This is a genomic window from Erwinia aphidicola (assembly GCF_024169515.1).
In the GTDB taxonomy this organism is placed as follows: domain Bacteria; phylum Pseudomonadota; class Gammaproteobacteria; order Enterobacterales; family Enterobacteriaceae; genus Erwinia; species Erwinia aphidicola.
The window spans coordinates 1336907-1353867 of record NZ_JAMKCQ010000001.1; the positions used below are offsets into that span (position 1 = coordinate 1336907).

Genomic DNA, 16961 nt, shown 5'->3' on the forward strand with positions numbered 1-16961 from the left:
GCTGTCCTTACATTTCGGTCAGCCCATTGTGCCGGAAACAGGACGACCGGAAAAAAAAGCCGCCCCCAACGGGCAGATTGATTGCATTAATCTGCCTCATCCCAGCCGTCGTACTGCCGCTTCTCGTGCTGCATTTCAGCCTGGAAGATATCTTCCAGCTCGCGCCGCGCCTCTTTCACTCTGGAGATCTGCTGGCTGTCGCTGTGATTCGGCATCAGCTCACGCAGCATGCGCATATCCAGACGGCGGAAGTGCTGCTGCGCGCGGAACGCCTGATGCGGGTGCATCCCCAGCGTCATCAAGGTTTTGCGCCCCAGCTCCAGCGCACTGCTGAAGGTTTCACGGGAAAACTGCGAGACGCCAGCCTGCAGCAGCTCGTGCGCCTCAACGCGGCCCCGGGCGCGCGCCAGAATTTGCAGATGCGGGAAATGGTGCTGGCAGAGGTGAACAATCTCCATCGCATCTTCCGGGCCGTTACAGGTTATCACGATCGACTGCGCGGTTTCTGCTCCGGCGGCACGCAATAGCTCCAGTTCGGTAGCATCACCGTAATACACCTTGTAACCATATTTGCGCATCAGGCTGACCGCACTGATATCGCGTTCCAGCACCGTAATGCGCTTTTGGTTAGCCATCAGCAGGCGCGCCACTACCTGACCGAATCGACCAAAGCCGACCACGATCACCTGCGGTTTATCATCTTCAACAAACGGCTTCTCGGCGGAGTCATCCACTTCATTGAAGCGGCGTTCAAGGATTTTATCCACGCCCTGCATCAGCAGCGGCGTGGTCATCATCGATAGCGTCACCGTCACCAGCAGCAGCGGCATCTGATCCCCGCTAAACAGCTTCGCAGAAGAAGCGGCAGAGAACAGCACGAAGGCAAACTCACCGCCCTGGCTAAGCACCGTTGAGAACTGCAGCCGTTCGGAGCTGCGCAGGCCGTAGATGCGCGACAGCAGATACAGCACCGCCACCTTCACCGCGACCAGAATCACCACTCCGGCGAGGATCTCAACAATATGGGTATAGAGCACGCCGAGGTTAAGCGCCATGCCGACCGAAATAAAGAACAGCCCCAGCAGCAAGCCTTTAAACGGATCAATCGCGATTTCCAGCTCGTGGCGATATTCACTTTCCGCCAGCAGGATACCGGCAATAAAGGTACCGAGCGCCATCGACAGCCCGAGCGCATCCATAAACAACGCCGAGCCAAGCACCAGCAGCAGCGCCGCGGCGGTAAACACTTCGCGCACGCCGGAAGCGGCAATAAAGCGGAAAATCGGCCGCAGCAGATAGCGCCCGCCGATCAGCATGCCGCCAAAGGCCAGCACCTTCATGCCCACCTTCATCCAGTCGGTATGACCGCTGTCGCCGCCGGCCAGTAACGGCACCAGCGCCAGCGCCGGGATCACCGCCAGGTCCTGGAACAGCAGCACCGAGAAGCCGAGCTGCCCGGATTCATTGTGGTTCATGCCTTTATCGCGCATCAGCTGTAAGGCCATCGCGGTGGATGACATCGCCAGCCCGATGCCGCCGATAGCGGCCGCCTGCCAGGAGAAGTCGGTCAGCAGCAGCAGGCCGCCGAGCACCGCGGCGCTCAGGATCACCTGCGCCGCACCGACGCCAAATATTGAGCGCCGCAGCTCCCACAGTTTCGACGGTTTCAGCTCCAGCCCGATGATAAACATCAGGAACACCACGCCAAGCTCGGAGAAGTGCAGGATCTCGTCTACGTCGCTGATAAAGCCCAGTCCCCAGGGACCAATGGCAATCCCCGCGAGCAGATACCCCAACACCGCACCGATGCCAAGACGGGCCGCAATCGGCACCGCAATCACCGCCGCAAACAGGTAAACAACACCGGCGGTCAGGAGGCTTTGTCCTTCCATCTAAACTCCTCCATGGGGCAGCGGATTGGCCAGCCAGTCGCCATAGGCGCGGGCATAATTGTTCAGCACGTCGGCAGACTGGCGGCGCGCCCAGTAGATAATCATCGGCGTCAGCCAGTGCATGCTGCACATCTGCGCCGTCAGTTCGAACGGGCGCATAATGTCCGACATCGGATAACGGTTCAGCCCCTCCTGATGGTAGGCGGCCTCCGGTTCACCGGTGGTGATCACGCTGCGCCAGTATTTTCCTTCCAGCACGTTACCGCCCACGCCGCTGGCAAAGCCGCGCGACAGCACGCGATCCAGCCACTCTTTCAGCAGCGCCGGGCAGCTATAAGTGTAAAGCGGGTGCTGGAAAACAATGATTTGATGTTCACGCAGCAGCTGTTGCTCGTGGTGAATATCGATAAAAAAATCCGGATAGTGTGCATACAGGTCGTGGACCGTCACATTGTCCAGATTTCTGGCCGGCTGAAGCAAAACGCGATTGGCAATCGAATCCTGAGACTCCGGGTGGGCGTACAACAGCAGGACTTTAGGCGGCTGCGACATCATTCCCCTCCAAATCGTCGTCATGGCGGGTGATTTCCGCTACCATGCTCGACGCAACGGAACTGTTTGATTCCGAAAACTGATTATGATGGCTTAATTTAACATACTCTGAACTTACGGCGCTTATGATTGTATTCTCTGCATTACAAATCCGTCGCGGTGTCCACGTCCTGCTCGACAACGCGACCGCAACCATTAACCCCGGCCAAAAAGTGGGCCTGGTGGGTAAGAATGGCTGCGGCAAATCGACCCTGCTGGCGCTGCTGAAAGACGAGATAAGCGCCGACGCGGGCAGTTTCAACTATCCGGGAAACTGGTCACTGGCGTGGGTCAATCAGGAGACCCCGGCGCTGGATATTCCCGCCATTGAGTATGTTATCGACGGCGACCGCGAATTTCGTCAGCTTGAGTCTGAATTAGCGCACGCGAATGAGATAGACGATGGTCACGCCATCGCCACGCTGCACGGCAAGCTCGATGCGGTGCAGGCATGGACCATTCAGTCACGCGCTGCCAGCCTGCTGGACGGCCTTGGATTCACCCAGGAACAGCTGCAGCGCCCGGTCAGCGACTTCTCGGGCGGCTGGCGCATGCGCCTTAACCTCGCCCAGGCGCTGATTTGCCGTTCCGACCTGCTGCTGCTCGATGAGCCAACCAACCACCTCGATCTTGATGCGGTGATCTGGCTGGAGCGCTGGCTGAAAAGCTATACCGGCACGCTGATCCTGATCTCCCACGACCGCGACTTCCTCGATCCGGTGGTGGATAAAATTCTGCATATCGAACAGCAGTCAATTTTTGAGTACACCGGCAACTACAGCTCGTTCGAGATCCAGCGCGCCACTAAACTCTCGCAGCAGCAGTCGATGTTTGAAAACCAGCAGCTGAAAGTCGCGCACCTGCAAAGTTTCATTGAGCGCTTTAAGGCCAAAGCCACCAAGGCAAAACAGGCTCAGAGCCGTATTAAAATGCTGGAGCGCATGGAGCTGATCGCCCCGGCGCACGTCGACAACCCCTTTACCTTTAGCTTCCGCGCACCTGAAAACCTGCCGAACCCACTGCTGAAGATGGAAAAAGTCAGCGCCGGTTATGGCGATCGTAAAATCCTTAACTCGATCAAGCTCAACCTGGTTCCCGGCTCGCGCATTGGCCTGCTGGGGCGCAACGGCGCGGGTAAATCCACGCTGATCAAACTACTGGCGGGCGAGCTAGCGCCATTACAGGGCGACATTGGCTTAGCGAAAGGCATCAAGCTCGGCTACTTCGCTCAGCATCAGCTGGAGTTCCTGCGCGCTGACGAATCGCCGATCCAGCATCTGGTGCGCCTCGCGCCGAAAGTGCTGGAGCAGCAGCTGCGCGACTACCTCGGCGGCTTTGGCTTCCAGGGCGATAAAGTCAGCGAAGAGACCCGCCGTTTTTCCGGCGGCGAGAAAGCCCGGCTGGTGCTGGCGCTGATCGTCTGGCAGCGCCCGAACCTGCTGCTGCTGGATGAACCCACCAACCACCTTGACCTTGATATGCGCCAGGCGCTGACTGAGGCGCTGATTGACTTCGAAGGCGCGCTGGTTGTTGTCTCGCACGACCGCCACCTGCTGCGTTCGACCACCGACGATCTCTACCTGGTACACGACGGGAAAGTGGAAGCATTTGAAGGCGACCTGGAAGATTATCAGCAGTGGCTGAGCGACCTGCAGAAGCAGACAGTGGCCGATGCCGCGCCAAAAGCCGACAGCGCCAATAGCGCTCAGGCACGCAAGGACCAAAAGCGCCGGGAAGCGGAGCTGCGCACCCAGACTCAGCCGCTGCGCAAGCAGATTGAGAAGCTGGAAAAGCAGATGGAGAAGCATAACGCCGAGCTGAGCGCGGCCGAAGGGAAGCTCTCCGACAGCGCCATCTACGAGCAAGCACGCAAAGCCGACCTCACTGCGGCGCTGCAGCAGCAGGCAACGGCGAAATCGGCCTTAGAAGAGTGTGAGATGGAATGGCTGGCAGCGCAGGAAGAGTTAGAGTCGATCATCAACGCCTGATGCAGCAGTTCGGGCGCGGCATGCCACGCCCCTGCGACACTGATTTATTGGGGTGGCGCACTGTGGAACACCGCCGGGCGCGGCATGCCACGCCCCTGCGACACTGATTTGCCGGAATAGCGCATTCGTAGGGGTCGGGCATGCCCGACCCGAATCCCGCATCCCGCTACTGCGCTGCCAGACGCTGACGCAGCGTGGTCAGATCCTCCACGTTATACAGCTTTCCATCCAGGAAACGCATTTTCAGTTCCCCGCCCTGCTCCTGCTGCCAGCTCTGACCGTCCAGCAGCCGGTATTTCCCTTCATCATCTTTTTCCACCCGTAACAGACCGCGCGCAGAGTTTTTCATGCCGTTGTCGGTTTTCGGCTGTTTGAAGATCTCACGCCCCTCTCCGTGCACTTCGCCATACGTCGCTTTCATGGCGAAACCAAAAGTGTCACGCGTGTTGTACTGGTACGTATAAGACCCGACGCCGAACACCACATTGCTGCTGGCAAAGCCTTTGGCCTCCAGACGACTCAGGATCTGATTGGCACGCTCGAGGGTAATCGAGTCGCCGTAGATCAGGCCCACGTGCGGGTCCAGCACCTTGTAGCCCCTGGCATTGACCGTGCCGCCGAAGATCTCCCACAGCACTTCGACCGACCCTTTCTGCTGTGCGCTACGAGCCGGATCGCGGTCGGCATCGTCGCCGCTGCCGCACAGTATTTCCACCGGGTCACCGCTGTCAGGGCGGAACACCAGACGGCCTTCACGCGCCACGATCTCGGGTTTGAGCTCACGGCTGTATTCGGTCAGCACCTTCCAGTAATCCCAGGTATCCGACACCACCGACACAAACCCGGTCGGATAAAGTTCCGTCAGCAGACGACGGAAGGTCGCGATCTCACCCTGCTGCTCCCCCATGCACATCACGCTGTGCTCGGTGGCGGGAATACTCCCGGCAATAAACGTCCCTTCTGCCGGGCGGTAATATTTTTGTGCATAGAGGACAGAAGGCAGGCTGTCAGTTCCGGTAAAACTCAGCAGGTGGCCAACCCCCGACTGTGCAGCATCATGCAGGCCGGACATGCCGCGAAATGAGAAGTCATGACACTGAAAATCAACATGTGTCATATCGTCACAGGTACGTTCCGCCCACAGCTGACAAATCTGGCGATAGTGGTGCGCCACGGTCGCATTGGTGGAGGACTTCCACAGCTCTGCCGACATCACGCTCTCAAGGTAGTTAACCAGCCAGAAAAACTCATCCACGGTATTGGTGATGGTCAGTACCGGTATTTTCATCGACACTTTACTGCCCTCGTCCAGGCTTTTGATCGCCAGCGGCAAATAGCCCAGGCGATGCAGTGCGCGGATATGCTCCACGCTGACGCTATTTTTACCCAGGTAGCTGTCCATCAGCTGCTGATACTCGCCCACTACCTGCTCTTCCGGCTGAGCAAAAAATTTGTCATTAAACAAATCGACCATAAACCACTGTAAAAAACCCTGCAGGCCGAAAAACACCAGGGCATCATCCGCCAGCGGCGAGTGGAAATACCGGTTCCCACGCGGGGTAAAGTTGCTGTACACGCGGTTGGTTCCCGCCGGGTACTGTTCGCGATGTGAGGTTTTGTAGCCGTCGATAGCCAGAATCGGATTAATTTGCATGGGATGCTCCTTCACTGCGGTAAATGGTGTCGATATCAATCAGCTCTACACGCTCCTGCGCTAATTCTTCCCCGGCCAGTGAGGTGGTGGTCCAGATACGGTCGATACCCTGGCTCAACAGGTGATCTACCCCTTTACTGAACAGGCCATGCGTGACGTACAGGCTGACCGAACGCGCACCGGCAGCACGTAGCACCGCAGCTGAACCGATAAAGGTGCCGCCGGCATCGCAGAGGTCGTCAGCGATCAGCACATCCCTGTTGGCTACGTCACCTTTCAGCAGTTCGAATCCACTCAGGGCGCCGGTAGCAATATCGCGATGCTTACCGAGAATGCCGTATTCGGCGGCGTTGACCTGCTGCGCCAGCGCATGCACCTTCTTCAACGCGCCGGCATCGGGCGCAACCAGCATCATGCCCTGCGCCAGTTCATCCCTCAGCGTTCGGCTGTGGATCAGAGCGCGATGCTGTGGGATCGCCACCAGACGGTCAACAACGCCTGCGGCCACATCGCTGTGCGGGTCAACGACCACCACCCGGTCAAAGCGCAGTTGATTGAGAAAACCGGCAAACACCTTCAGCGCAAAGCTCTCGCCGTCACGCAGGGTACGGTCCTGGCGGGCATAGGGCAGCCACGGCAGCTCAAGCGTGGTCTGGCGCAGCAGGCAGCGCTGGCGCACCGCATCCAGTATCTGCGCGACCAGCATCAGGTCATCCAGAGTCTGCATCGCACTGGCACGCAGCGTCAGGGTGGTGGCCTGCGGATCAAGCGGCGACAGCACACGTCCCCAGATCGCACCGTCAGGAAAACGGCCGCTTTCCAGCGCGGCATCCTGACCATCAAGGGTTAATTGCAGTTTCATCATCGCAGACTCCTTTTGATTTATTAATGTCTCAAGGACACTTATATAATTGTCCAAGAGACACTTATTCACAAGCAAAAAATAACCTACGAAAAGAAAATCTTTTAACAGTATGATTTTAAATAAAATAAATCTTATGAAAAAGGATGGCGTTATTGAATCATGACGCCAGGGCTGGTAGTGTGTCCCAGCGACACTTCCTGCAGGAACCCTATGATGTCATCAGAACAAGCGTATCTGGAGCAGTACGATGCCTCACGCTATGCATCGCCGATTGTCACCGTGGACAGCGTGCTGTTTACCCTGTGGCAGGGGCAGCTGTGCGTGTTACTGGTACAACGTGCTAATCATCCGCAGCGCGGATGGTGGGGGCTACCGGGAGGGTTTATTGATATGCAGCAGGATGAATCCACGCGCGACACGGCGCTGCGCAAACTGCGTGAGAAGACCACCGTCAATCCGCCGTGGCTGGAACAGCTGGCAACGTTTTCCGGCGCGCAACGTGACCCGCGAGGCTGGAGTCTGACCACCGCGTGGTATGCCCTGATTGCCGCAGAAAACTGTCAGGCGGAAAGTGATGACGTCAGCGATGCCCAGTGGCAGCCGCTCGACGGTCTGTCTAAGCGCAGCGATATCGCTTTTGACCACCAGCAAATCATTGCTGAAGCGCTGCAGCGGCTGCGGCAGAAGACGCTCTATTCTCTGCTCCCGGTCTACTGCCTGCCCGCCGCCTTCACTCTGACCCAGTTGCAGGAAGTGACTGAGACGATACTGGACCGACCGGTGCAGCGTAAAAGCTTGATCCGCCGCTTTGAGGCTTCAGCGATGTTTGAAGAGACCGGCGACAGCGTTGCCACCGGCGCCCGCAAGGCAAAGCTGTATCGCCTGAAACCCGGCGCGGATATCCATCATTTTTCACGTAACCTGATGAGTGACGATTAAAACGGCTTATCCCCGAGTATCGTCGCCCGGTGCATAATCCGCCGCGCGGGCAGATAATCCGCATTGGCGTAATGCTGCGTCACGCGGTTATCCCAGATCGCCACATCGCCCACCTGCCAGCGCCAGCGTACCTGGAATTCCGGCTTAGTGATGTGGGCAAACAGGAAGTTCAGCAGCGCCTCACTCTCCTTCTCTTTCAGTCCGACAATGCGCGTGGTGAAACCTTCGTTAACGAATAGCGCCTTTTTGCCGCTCACCGGATGGGTGCGGATAACCGGGTGCAGCAGCGGCGGATTCTTCGCTACCGCCTGCTGCCAGCGCTGATGCTCCTCTTCACTGCCGCGGTATTTATACTCCTGGAACGATTTCTTGAAGTCATGCTCGGCCTGCAGGCCGCTCAGCAGCACTTTCAGCGGCTCCGACAGCGCGTCATAAGCCGCAATGCCGCTGGCCCACAGCGTGTCACCGCCGCTTTCCGGCAGCTGCTTCGCCGCGAGGATCGCGCCCGCCGGCGGCGTTTCGATAAAGGTCACATCGGTGTGCCAGTTATCGTTATCCGGCGGGTTATCGTTATGGGTATCCAACACGATAACCTCTTCCACCCCCGGCGCATGCGGATACACCGGGTGGATATGCAGGTCGCCAAAGCGCGCGGCCAGCTGGCGCTGCTGCTGTGGGGTGAGCGGCTGATTGCGCAGGAACAGCACCTGATGACGGATCAACCCGTGATAAAGCTGCTCAAACTGCGCGTCGCTCAGCGGGCGGCTGAGGTCAAGCTCGCTCACCTCGGCGCCGATATACGGTCCCAGCGCCTGAATTTTTATACGTTCGTTCATTGTTGTACTCCATGCCAGGGGGTTAAGCGGCGCTGTAAGGCGCGTAGCCCCAGCTCCAGCGCAAAGGCAATCAGGGCGATAACGCCAATGCCTGCCAATACCACGTCAGTCGCGAGAAATTCACCGGCCGACTGCACCATAAAACCCAGACCGCGCGTGGCGGCGATCAGCTCAGCGGCCACCAGCGTGGACCAGCCGACGCCCAGACCAATGCGCAAACCGGTCAGAATTTCCGGCAGCGCGCCGGGCAGCACCACAAACCACAGCACCTGCCAGCGGCTGGCGCCGAGCGAGCGGGCGGCACGCAGCCGCACCTGCTGGGCACTTTTCACCCCCGCCAGCGCCGACATCGCCACCGGGGCAAAAATCGCCAGGTAGATCAGCAGAATTTTCGAGGTCTCGCCGATGCCAAACCAGATCACCATCAGCGGCAAATAGGCCAGCGGCGGCACCGGGCGGTAAAGCTCAATCAGCGGGTCGAGGATGCCGCGCACGGTATCATTCAGCCCCATAAAAATGCCGACCGGCACGCCGATAATCACCGCCGCCGCCAGCGCAATCACGATGCGCGTCAGGCTGGCGGCCAGATGCTGCCACAGCGTGGCATCCATAAACCCGGCCGGGCTGGCGATGGTCAGCAGCTGGTGCAGCACCTGCTGCGGCGGCGGCAGAAACAGCGGCGCAATCAGTTTAAGCGCCGTCACGGCCCACCAGACGGCCAGCAGCACCAGCAGCGTACTGAGGCTGAGCGTCAGATGGCGCGACAGTGGCCAGCGCAGACGCAGTTTGCGCTGGCGGCTCTTCTCATTCACCAGGGAACTCATGCAAACACCTCACGCTGCTGAAACACCCGGCTAAGCACATACTCGCGGCGTTCAATAAAGTCCGGGTCGGATTTTATCGCCCGGCAGGCTTCCCCGGCCGCATAGCGGCGGCCGAAGTCGAGCGCCAGCCGTTCGACGATGCGCCCCGGCCCCGGCGACAGCAGGATCAGTTCGCTGGCAAGAAACACCGCCTCTTCAATATCGTGGGTAATCAGCAGGATCTGTTTGCCGCTGTCGCGCCACAGCGTCAGCAGCAGCTCCTGCATCTGTTCACGGGTAAAGGCATCGAGCGCGCCGAAAGGCTCATCAAGCAGCAGCAGGCGCGGATCGGCCGCCAGCGCACGCGCAATGCCGACGCGCTGACGCATGCCGCCGGAGAGCTGCCAGATAAAGCGTTTCCCGGCCCCCTCCAGCCCCACCTGCTTCAGCACGCGTCTGGCGACGGCGCGGCGCGCGTTTTTCTCCACGCCCGCCAGCTGCAGGCCAAACGCCACGTTATCCAGCACGTTGCGCCACGGCAGCAGCCCTTCATGCTGGAACACCACGCCGCGATCCGCCCCCGGTCCATTCACCGGCCTGCCGTCCAGCGTGATGCTGCCGCTGTCCGCCGCAATAAACCCGGCAATCAGGTTGAGCAGCGTGGTTTTGCCACAGCCGGACGGACCTAAAACCACCACCAGCTCTCCGTTGCCAATCGACAGGTTGATGTCCTCCAATGCCGGCTGGCCTGCATAGCTGGCGCGAAGATGAGAAACGGAAAGCATTGGCGATCTCCTACTGGGCGAGAGGTTTGATGAAACGGTCGGTCACATAGCTGCTGTAGTCGCTCTCAACGGCTGGCACTTTGCCCTGCTCTTTCAGGAACTGAGCGGTATCGACAATCGCCTTATTCACCGGACCGTTGAGCTGCTCGACCTGTTGTTTCGCGGTCAGATAAGTATTCCCTTCCACCAGCAACGGCACATCGGCCGTGGGCACACCGCTGAAACGCGACAGTTTGTTCAGGTTGTCTTCCTGCTTCAGCCACTGTTGCGGGTCATCGATATAGGCTTTTTGAGCATCCAGCGCGCTGCGGGCAAACGCCGTCACCACTTCCGGGTGCTGCTGCGCGAAGTCTTTACGTACTACCCAGACATCCAGCGTTGGCGATCCCCATTTCCCGACCTGTGCGGAATCGGTCAGCACCTTACCGGTTTTCTCCAGTTCGTTGACGGCCGGCGCCCAGACGTAGGCGCCGTCGATATCGCCACGCTGCCAGGCGGCAAGGATCGCCGGAGGCTGCAGGTTAATAATCTGTACCTGACCTGGCTTGATGCCCCAGTGCTTCAGCGAAGCCAGCAGGCTGTAATGGGTAGTGGAGATAAACGGCACCGCGATGCGTTTGCCGATCAGATCTTTCGGGCTCTTGATCTCTTTTTTCACCACCAGCGCTTCGGAATTCCCCAACTGAGAGGCCAGCAGGAACACTTCAATTGGCAGCTTCTGACTGGCGGCGACCGCCAGCGGGCTGGAGCCGATATTACCGATCTGCACATCGCCGGAAGCCAGTGCGCGTATCACGCTAGAGCCGCTGTCAAACTTGCGCCAGTCGGCTTTCGCCCCGCTCTCTTTCGCAAAGGTGTTGTCGGCCTGCGCGACTTTCGCCGGTTCCGCCGAGGTTTGATAAGCGATGGTGACATCCACCGCCTGTGCGCCGAGTGCCGTCAGCGACAGTGCTGCCGCCAGAAGTGAAAGTGTGAATTTTGCCGCCATAGCCCGCTCCAGAGAGTATTGTTATTGGGTGTACCCCCCCTTTGTAACCGGGCGCGACTATCGTAATAAAGTAATTAAAAATTATCTTTTATAGCAAAAGCTGCTTAGGAGAAATTGCGGATTCGTTAGCTGAAAAATGGATTTAGGCAGGATGTTAAGGCCGGGCCGGGCATGCCGCGGCCCCTACGGCCGCCATATGCACAGGGGTCGCCATCTGTGTAGGGGCGAGGCACGCCTCGCCCGCGGTTGATTGCGGAGGTCAGTGCCAAATCAGCAGCACGCACGCCGCCGTCAGCAACCCCATAAACACGTTGAAAATAGTCCAGGCGCGGCGGCTGCGCAGGATGCGGCCAATCAGCGTGCCGAAGCCTAACCAGATCACCCCGGATACCAGATTCACCAGCGCCATGGCGAAGCTTATCGCAATCACTGAGCTTTTATAGGCTTCACCCGCCAGGCTAAAACTGGCGACCGCACCAAGCGCCATCAGCCAGGCCTTCGGGTTGATCAGCTGCAGCAGGCCGCCCTGCCAGAAGGGCATCGGCGTGGCCGGACCCGCGCCGGTTTCCAGCTTCTCATACTCGGCGGTACCGATTTTCCATGCCAGCCACAGCAGATAGAGGCTGCCGGCAATTTTCAGGAACAGGTGCAGCGAGGGATAAAGCAGGATCAAACCGCCAACGCCAAAGGCCACCATCAGCAGCATCACCTGCATGCCGATCATGATACCGATTAGCAACATCAGGGAGCGCAGGAAACCAAAATTAGCACCTGAGGCGGTGAGTAACATATTATTAGGGCCTGGCGTGATAGCAGCGACCCAGAGAAAACCCAACATTGACAAAAACAGACTCAGTTCCATAGAAAGGGTGCTCCTCACCCACGGCAAATAGACAACCCGACGAAGCTAACAGCGAGCCATGGATCCTACAAGCTCTGACCACATGAATTTTAGTCACCTGACCGATACGGCTTTTCGCCCGCTGGCCGGTGGCAGCAATCCGCATCTGCAAACCATTCTGCCGCGTCTGGTGCGCCGCCGCATAACGCTACAACCGCACTGGCAGCGGCTCACCCTGCCGGATACCGATTTTGTCGATCTGGCGTGGAGCGAAGACCCGGCGGGTGCCCGGCATAAACCGCGCGTGGTGCTGTTTCACGGTTTAGAGGGCAGCTTTAACAGCCCCTACGCGCACGGTCTGCTACAGGCGTGGAAGGATCGCGGCTGGCTCGGCGTGGTGATGCACTTTCGCGGCTGCAGCGGTGAACCAAACCGTCTCAACCGCATTTACCACTCGGGCGAGACGGAAGACGCCAGCTACTTTTTACAGTGGCTGCGCGACGAATGGGGCAACGTCCCCACCGCGGCGGTGGGGGTCTCGCTCGGCGGCAATATGCTGGCCTGCCTGATGGGCAAACAGGGCGATGAGTGCCTGCTGGATGCGGGGGTCGTGGTCTCCGCACCGCTGATGCTGGAGCCGTGCAGCCTGCGGCTGGAGCAGGGTTTTTCCCGCGTCTACCAGCGCTATCTGCTGGGCCTGCTGAAACAGAACGCCGCCCGCAAACTGCAGGCCTGGCCGGGCACGCTGCCGGTCGATCTGGCACAGCTGAAATCCCTGCGCCTGCTGCGCGACTTTGACGATGCGATCACCGCTCGCGCCCACGGCTTCAACGATGCCACCGACTACTACCGCCGCTGCAGCGCCATGCCGCTGTTACCCGGCGTGCGCAAACCGCTGCTGATTATTCACGCCAAAGACGACCCGTTTATGACCCCGGAAGTGATCCCCGATGCTGCCCTGCTGCCCTCCTGCGTGGAGTATCAGCTGACGCAGCACGGCGGGCACGTGGGATTTGTAGGTGGAACGCTGCGTAAGCCACAAATGTGGCTGGAACAGCGCATTCCGCAATGGCTTTCAACCTGGCTGGACAACTGATGATTATTCCCTGGAAAGACCTGGATAGTGAAACCCTCGACAACCTGATCGAGTCTTTTGTGCTGCGCGAAGGTACCGACTATGGCGAGCATGAGCGCTCGCTGACGCAAAAAGTGGCCGACGTGCGCCGCCAGCTGACCAGCGGCGAGGTGGTGCTGGTGTGGTCCGAGCTGCATGAATCGGTCAATATCATGCCGCGCGGGCAGTTCCGCGCCGGTGCGGAAGAGCAGTAGCGCTGAAGCTGCAAATTGTGGCGGGGCGTTGCTTTTTTGGCATCAATACGCGGCGGAGATGACTTTTCCCGGCGAAACATGATACCTATGATCAGCTTGTCAGACCTTTCTTCAGGGAGTTGTACGCCATGTCAGCCAAATTTCCGGTTATCGCCGTCACCGGTTCCAGCGGGGCGGGAACCACCACCACCAGCCTGGCCTTCAGGAAGATCTTCCAGCAGCTTGACCTGCGCGCTGCCGAAGTTGAAGGCGACAGCTTCCACCGTTTTACCCGTCCGGAAATGGACATGGCGATCCGCAAAGCGCGCGATATGGGCAAACACGTCAGCTATTTTGGCCCGGAGGCCAACGACTTTGGCCTGCTGGAGCAGACGTTTACCGAGTATGGCCTCAGCGGTACAGGTCAGTCGCGCAAGTATCTGCACACCTACGATGAAGCCGTGCCGTGGAACCAGGTTCCGGGCACCTTCACGCCCTGGCAGCCGCTGCCTGGCCCAACCGACGTGCTGTTCTATGAAGGATTGCACGGCGGCGTCGTCACTCCGCAGCACAACGTGGCGGATAAAGTGGACCTGCTGGTCGGCGTGGTGCCGATCGTCAACCTGGAGTGGATCCAGAAACTGGTGCGCGACACCGGCGAACGCGGCCACTCGCGCGAAGCGGTGATGGACTCGGTGGTACGCTCGATGGAGGACTACATAAACTTCATCACGCCGCAGTTCTCCCGCACCCATATTAACTTCCAGCGCGTGCCGACGGTGGATACCTCAAACCCGTTTGCCGCACGCGGCATCCCCTCGCTTGACGAGAGCTTTGTGGTGATCCACTTTCAGGGGCTGGAAGATATCGACTTCCCCTACCTGCTGAGCATGTTACAGGGGTCGTTTATCTCACACATTAAGACTCTGGTGGTGCCGGGCGGCAAAATGGGGCTGGCGATGGAGCTGATAATGGGGCCGCTGGTTAAACGTTTGATGGAAGGTAAAAAGATCGTTTGAGCGGCCCCGGCAGGCGTTACTGCATTAATATCTGATGGATAAAGCCAACGTGCAGGCGCACGCCTATTGCCAGCACGTCCTCATCGAGGCGGAAGTGCGGGTTGTGCAGATTCCATATCGCCCCTTTTGCCTTATTACCGCTACCGACCCAGACAAAACAGCCCGGCACCACCTTCTGATACGCGGAAAAATCCTCACAGCCGAACATCGGATGCGGCAGGATTTTTAACGCCTCATCGCCCAGCGTGCCGACCACCGTATCGCGGGCAATGCGCGTGGCCTCCGGATGATTGACGCCAATGGCGTAGCCCGGCGTCCATTTCAGCGCAAAGCTTCCTCCGGCTGCGGCGGTGATGCCCTCGATCATTTTCTCCATCATCTGCGGGATTTCACTACGCGCACGGTTGCTTAGCGTGCGCAGCGTGCCGCGCAGGTGGGCGCTGTCGGGAATGACGTTATAGCCACCATCAGCGATAAAGCTCGCCACGCTCAGCACCGCCCGATCGTTGGGATCCAGCCTGCGCGACACGATCTGCTGTAGCGCCTGTACCACGCCGGATGCCAGCACCACCGGGTCGACGCTCTCCTGCGGCAGCGCGGCATGTGAACCTTTCCCCTGAATCATCAGATCGAAATTATCGCTGGCGGCGCTGAAAACGCCTTCGGTCAGTCCGGCCGTCCCGGTGGGGAAATTCGGCATGACGTGCAGCCCGAAGATCTTATCAACGCCGTTGAGCACGCCGTGTTTGATCAGCTCCTGCGCGCCACCCGGCGGCACTTCTTCCGCGTGTTGGAAGATAAAGCGCACGGTGCCGCTTAGCTGCGCCTGCTGATGGCATAGCACCCAGGCCGCACCGAGCAGCATGGCGGTATGCGCATCGTGCCCGCAGGCGTGCATCACCCCGTTGTTTTGCGAGGTAAAGGGTTCATTGTTGAGTTCGGTGATCGGCAGCGCATCCATATCGGCACGCAGCGCGACGCATGGGCCGCTGCGCGCGCCCGGCAGTTCCGCCACCACGCTGGTTGGCGTTGGCCGTTTAATTTTTAACGGGCCAAACTTCGCCAGTTCAGCAGCGACATAATCTGCGGTGCCATGCTCATGGAATGAGAGTTCGGCATTGGCATGAATATGACGCCGCCACACCAGCACTTTGTCGGTGATTTCCTTGTTTAACGTTTCAGTGTTCATGATAACTCCGGGTTTAAGGAAGAGAGGTAAGCACGCCGGCTGCCCGGCAGAAGAGCCAGTCCCGCCAGCAGTATCGCTATCATCAAAAACAGAAAGGCACCAAGGTAAGTGCCATGGCCAGCGGCCACTAAATAGCCCATCACAATCGGCCCGACGAAGCCGCCCAGTACTCCTCCGGCATTCAGTAAACCGATAATCGAGCCGGTCACCGCGAGCGAAAAACGCTTCATCGGCAGCGTAAAGGTGGTGATAAAGGTGCCGATAAGGGCCGCATTGGTAATACAGAGGCCGATTGTGCTCATCAGCACGCTGGAGGAGAGGTAAATCATCAGCATCCCCGCCGCCGCAATCAGCGACGCCAGGCAGATTACCCAGGGTTCACGCCCGGCCAGATAACGCCCCACCAGCCAGCCGCCAGCCACCGATGTCAGTGCGCTACCAACCCCGGAAATGCTCATCATCTGCCCGACGGCGGAGAGCGGCAGTCCGCGATGAGTGAGAAAGCTGGGCAGCCAGCTCACCAGGCCGTAAACCGGCACATTCAGCAGAAAGTTAGTGCAGAACAGCTGCCATAAAAGCGGCTGGCGTAGCGCACTGTGCAGGCCGACTTCGCCAGCTGGAATGAGGATCACCCGCGGCGAGCGCGGCAACAGCAGCACCATGCTCGCGGCTACCATCAGCACCAGCACGGCCAGGATCATATAGGCGTGATGCCAGTTCATTTTATCCAGCGCCCATACCGCCAGCAGCGGCCCGATGGCCATCGCCAGCCCGGAGGAGGAGAGCAGCAGCGACTGGGCGAAGGTGCGGTGATGCAGCGCAAAATTGGCACTTACGGCTTTCGCGCTGGCGCTTGGATAACCCGAGTGGCCGATCCCCGCCATAAAACGAAAGCTCAGCAGCAGAGCAAAGGTGACACCGAGCCAGCCAAACAGCAGCGCACACAGCCCAAGCAACGACAGCGAGAGCACCAGCATGCGCCGGTAGCCTATGCGATCGTTTAACCAGCCGGCGGGAAACTGAAACAGCGCATAAGCGAGGAAGAAGATGCCACCGATATATCCCACCTGCTGCGGCGCGAGATGGAACTCCTGGCGAAGGGGTAATAGCACAAAGCCCATCACTGTTTTATCCAGATAGACAAGGACATAGCCCATAAACAGCAGGCAGAGCATTAATGCATGCGAAGTCACTTTCATAACGCGATCCTGTAATAAATCTGAAGAATCAATCTGTTAGATTTGAATTCCACAATCGGTTATA

The 16961-nt window shown here is 58.9% G+C and carries 16 protein-coding genes; 5 read left to right on the top strand and 11 right to left on the bottom strand.

Annotation, left to right across the window (positions count from 1 at the left end; all coding sequences use genetic code 11):
• Nucleotides 1-86: 86 nt before the first annotated feature.
• Nucleotides 87-1892 carry a glutathione-regulated potassium-efflux system protein KefB gene (gene kefB, locus J2Y91_RS06295; protein WP_048917649.1) on the bottom strand — a complete coding sequence of 602 codons (1806 nt, stop codon included), beginning with the start codon at nucleotides 1890-1892 and terminating at the stop codon, nucleotides 87-89.
• Nucleotides 1893-2444: a glutathione-regulated potassium-efflux system ancillary protein KefG gene (gene kefG, locus J2Y91_RS06300; RefSeq protein ID WP_253539470.1), complete on the bottom strand. Its 552-nt coding sequence runs from the start codon at nucleotides 2442-2444 to the stop codon at nucleotides 1893-1895.
• 125 nt (nucleotides 2445-2569) lie between these two features.
• Here kefG and J2Y91_RS06305 point away from each other — a divergent pair, with 125 nt between their 5' ends.
• Nucleotides 2570-4471, top strand: a complete 1902-nt coding sequence (locus tag J2Y91_RS06305) for an ABC transporter ATP-binding protein (protein WP_253537662.1) — start codon at nucleotides 2570-2572, stop codon at nucleotides 4469-4471.
• A gap of 166 nt (nucleotides 4472-4637) precedes the next feature.
• Here the strand turns inward: J2Y91_RS06305 and J2Y91_RS06310 are convergent, their stop codons facing one another.
• Nucleotides 4638-6125 (bottom strand): nicotinate phosphoribosyltransferase, encoded by a 1488-nt coding sequence (locus tag J2Y91_RS06310; protein ID WP_253537664.1) that lies wholly within the window; start codon nucleotides 6123-6125, stop codon nucleotides 4638-4640.
• Nucleotides 6115-6990 (bottom strand): ribose-phosphate diphosphokinase, encoded by an 876-nt coding sequence (gene prs, locus J2Y91_RS06315; RefSeq protein WP_253537666.1) that lies wholly within the window; start codon nucleotides 6988-6990, stop codon nucleotides 6115-6117. Before prs ends, J2Y91_RS06310 begins: the two co-directional genes overlap by 11 nt.
• 213 nt (nucleotides 6991-7203) lie before the next feature.
• Between prs and J2Y91_RS06320 the strand changes: the two genes are divergently transcribed.
• Nucleotides 7204-7929 (top strand): NUDIX hydrolase, encoded by a 726-nt coding sequence (locus J2Y91_RS06320; RefSeq protein WP_253539473.1) that lies wholly within the window; start codon nucleotides 7204-7206, stop codon nucleotides 7927-7929.
• Here the strand turns inward: J2Y91_RS06320 and tauD are convergent.
• The 5 genes from tauD to J2Y91_RS06345 all read right to left on the bottom strand — a co-directional run bounded on the left by tauD (nucleotide 7926) and on the right by J2Y91_RS06345 (nucleotide 12203).
• Nucleotides 7926-8765: a taurine dioxygenase gene (gene tauD, locus J2Y91_RS06325; protein ID WP_253537668.1), complete on the bottom strand. Its 840-nt coding sequence runs from the start codon at nucleotides 8763-8765 to the stop codon at nucleotides 7926-7928. The two genes, J2Y91_RS06320 and tauD, sit on opposite strands and share 4 nt — an antisense overlap.
• Nucleotides 8762-9589: a taurine ABC transporter permease TauC gene (tauC, locus tag J2Y91_RS06330; protein WP_253537670.1), complete on the bottom strand. Its 828-nt coding sequence runs from the start codon at nucleotides 9587-9589 to the stop codon at nucleotides 8762-8764. The genes tauD and tauC overlap by 4 nt, the downstream gene beginning before the upstream one ends.
• Nucleotides 9586-10353, bottom strand: a complete 768-nt coding sequence (gene tauB, locus J2Y91_RS06335; RefSeq protein ID WP_253537672.1) for a taurine ABC transporter ATP-binding subunit — start codon at nucleotides 10351-10353, stop codon at nucleotides 9586-9588. The genes tauC and tauB overlap by 4 nt, the downstream gene beginning before the upstream one ends.
• A 10-nt stretch (nucleotides 10354-10363) precedes the next feature.
• A complete protein-coding gene (tauA, locus tag J2Y91_RS06340) occupies nucleotides 10364-11341 on the bottom strand; it encodes a taurine ABC transporter substrate-binding protein (protein ID WP_253537674.1) in 978 nt (325 codons plus the stop codon).
• A gap of 259 nt (nucleotides 11342-11600) precedes the next feature.
• Nucleotides 11601-12203 carry a LysE family translocator gene (locus J2Y91_RS06345; RefSeq protein ID WP_253537677.1) on the bottom strand — a complete coding sequence of 201 codons (603 nt, stop codon included), beginning with the start codon at nucleotides 12201-12203 and terminating at the stop codon, nucleotides 11601-11603.
• A 58-nt stretch (nucleotides 12204-12261) separates the two neighbouring features.
• On the opposite strand from J2Y91_RS06345, the gene J2Y91_RS06350 reads away from it, so the two are divergent.
• From J2Y91_RS06350 to J2Y91_RS06360, 3 genes are all read left to right on the top strand, one after another.
• Nucleotides 12262-13278, top strand: a complete 1017-nt coding sequence (locus J2Y91_RS06350) for a hydrolase (protein WP_253537679.1) — start codon at nucleotides 12262-12264, stop codon at nucleotides 13276-13278.
• The gene (locus J2Y91_RS06355; protein WP_048917661.1) at nucleotides 13278-13511 is read left to right on the top strand and encodes a YheU family protein; all 234 of its coding nucleotides are present in this window, start codon (nucleotides 13278-13280) and stop codon (nucleotides 13509-13511) included. Before J2Y91_RS06350 ends, J2Y91_RS06355 begins: the two co-directional genes overlap by 1 nt.
• A gap of 128 nt (nucleotides 13512-13639) precedes the next feature.
• The gene (locus J2Y91_RS06360; RefSeq protein WP_048917662.1) at nucleotides 13640-14509 is read left to right on the top strand and encodes a phosphoribulokinase; all 870 of its coding nucleotides are present in this window, start codon (nucleotides 13640-13642) and stop codon (nucleotides 14507-14509) included.
• Between the two features lie 16 nt (nucleotides 14510-14525).
• On the opposite strand, the gene J2Y91_RS06365 is transcribed toward J2Y91_RS06360, so the two are convergent.
• Nucleotides 14526-15698 (bottom strand): amidohydrolase, encoded by a 1173-nt coding sequence (locus J2Y91_RS06365; protein ID WP_253537681.1) that lies wholly within the window; start codon nucleotides 15696-15698, stop codon nucleotides 14526-14528.
• The gene (locus J2Y91_RS06370; RefSeq protein ID WP_253537684.1) at nucleotides 15695-16897 is read right to left on the bottom strand and encodes an MFS transporter; all 1203 of its coding nucleotides are present in this window, start codon (nucleotides 16895-16897) and stop codon (nucleotides 15695-15697) included. The genes J2Y91_RS06365 and J2Y91_RS06370 overlap by 4 nt, the downstream gene beginning before the upstream one ends.
• Nucleotides 16898-16961: the final 64 nt, after the last annotated feature.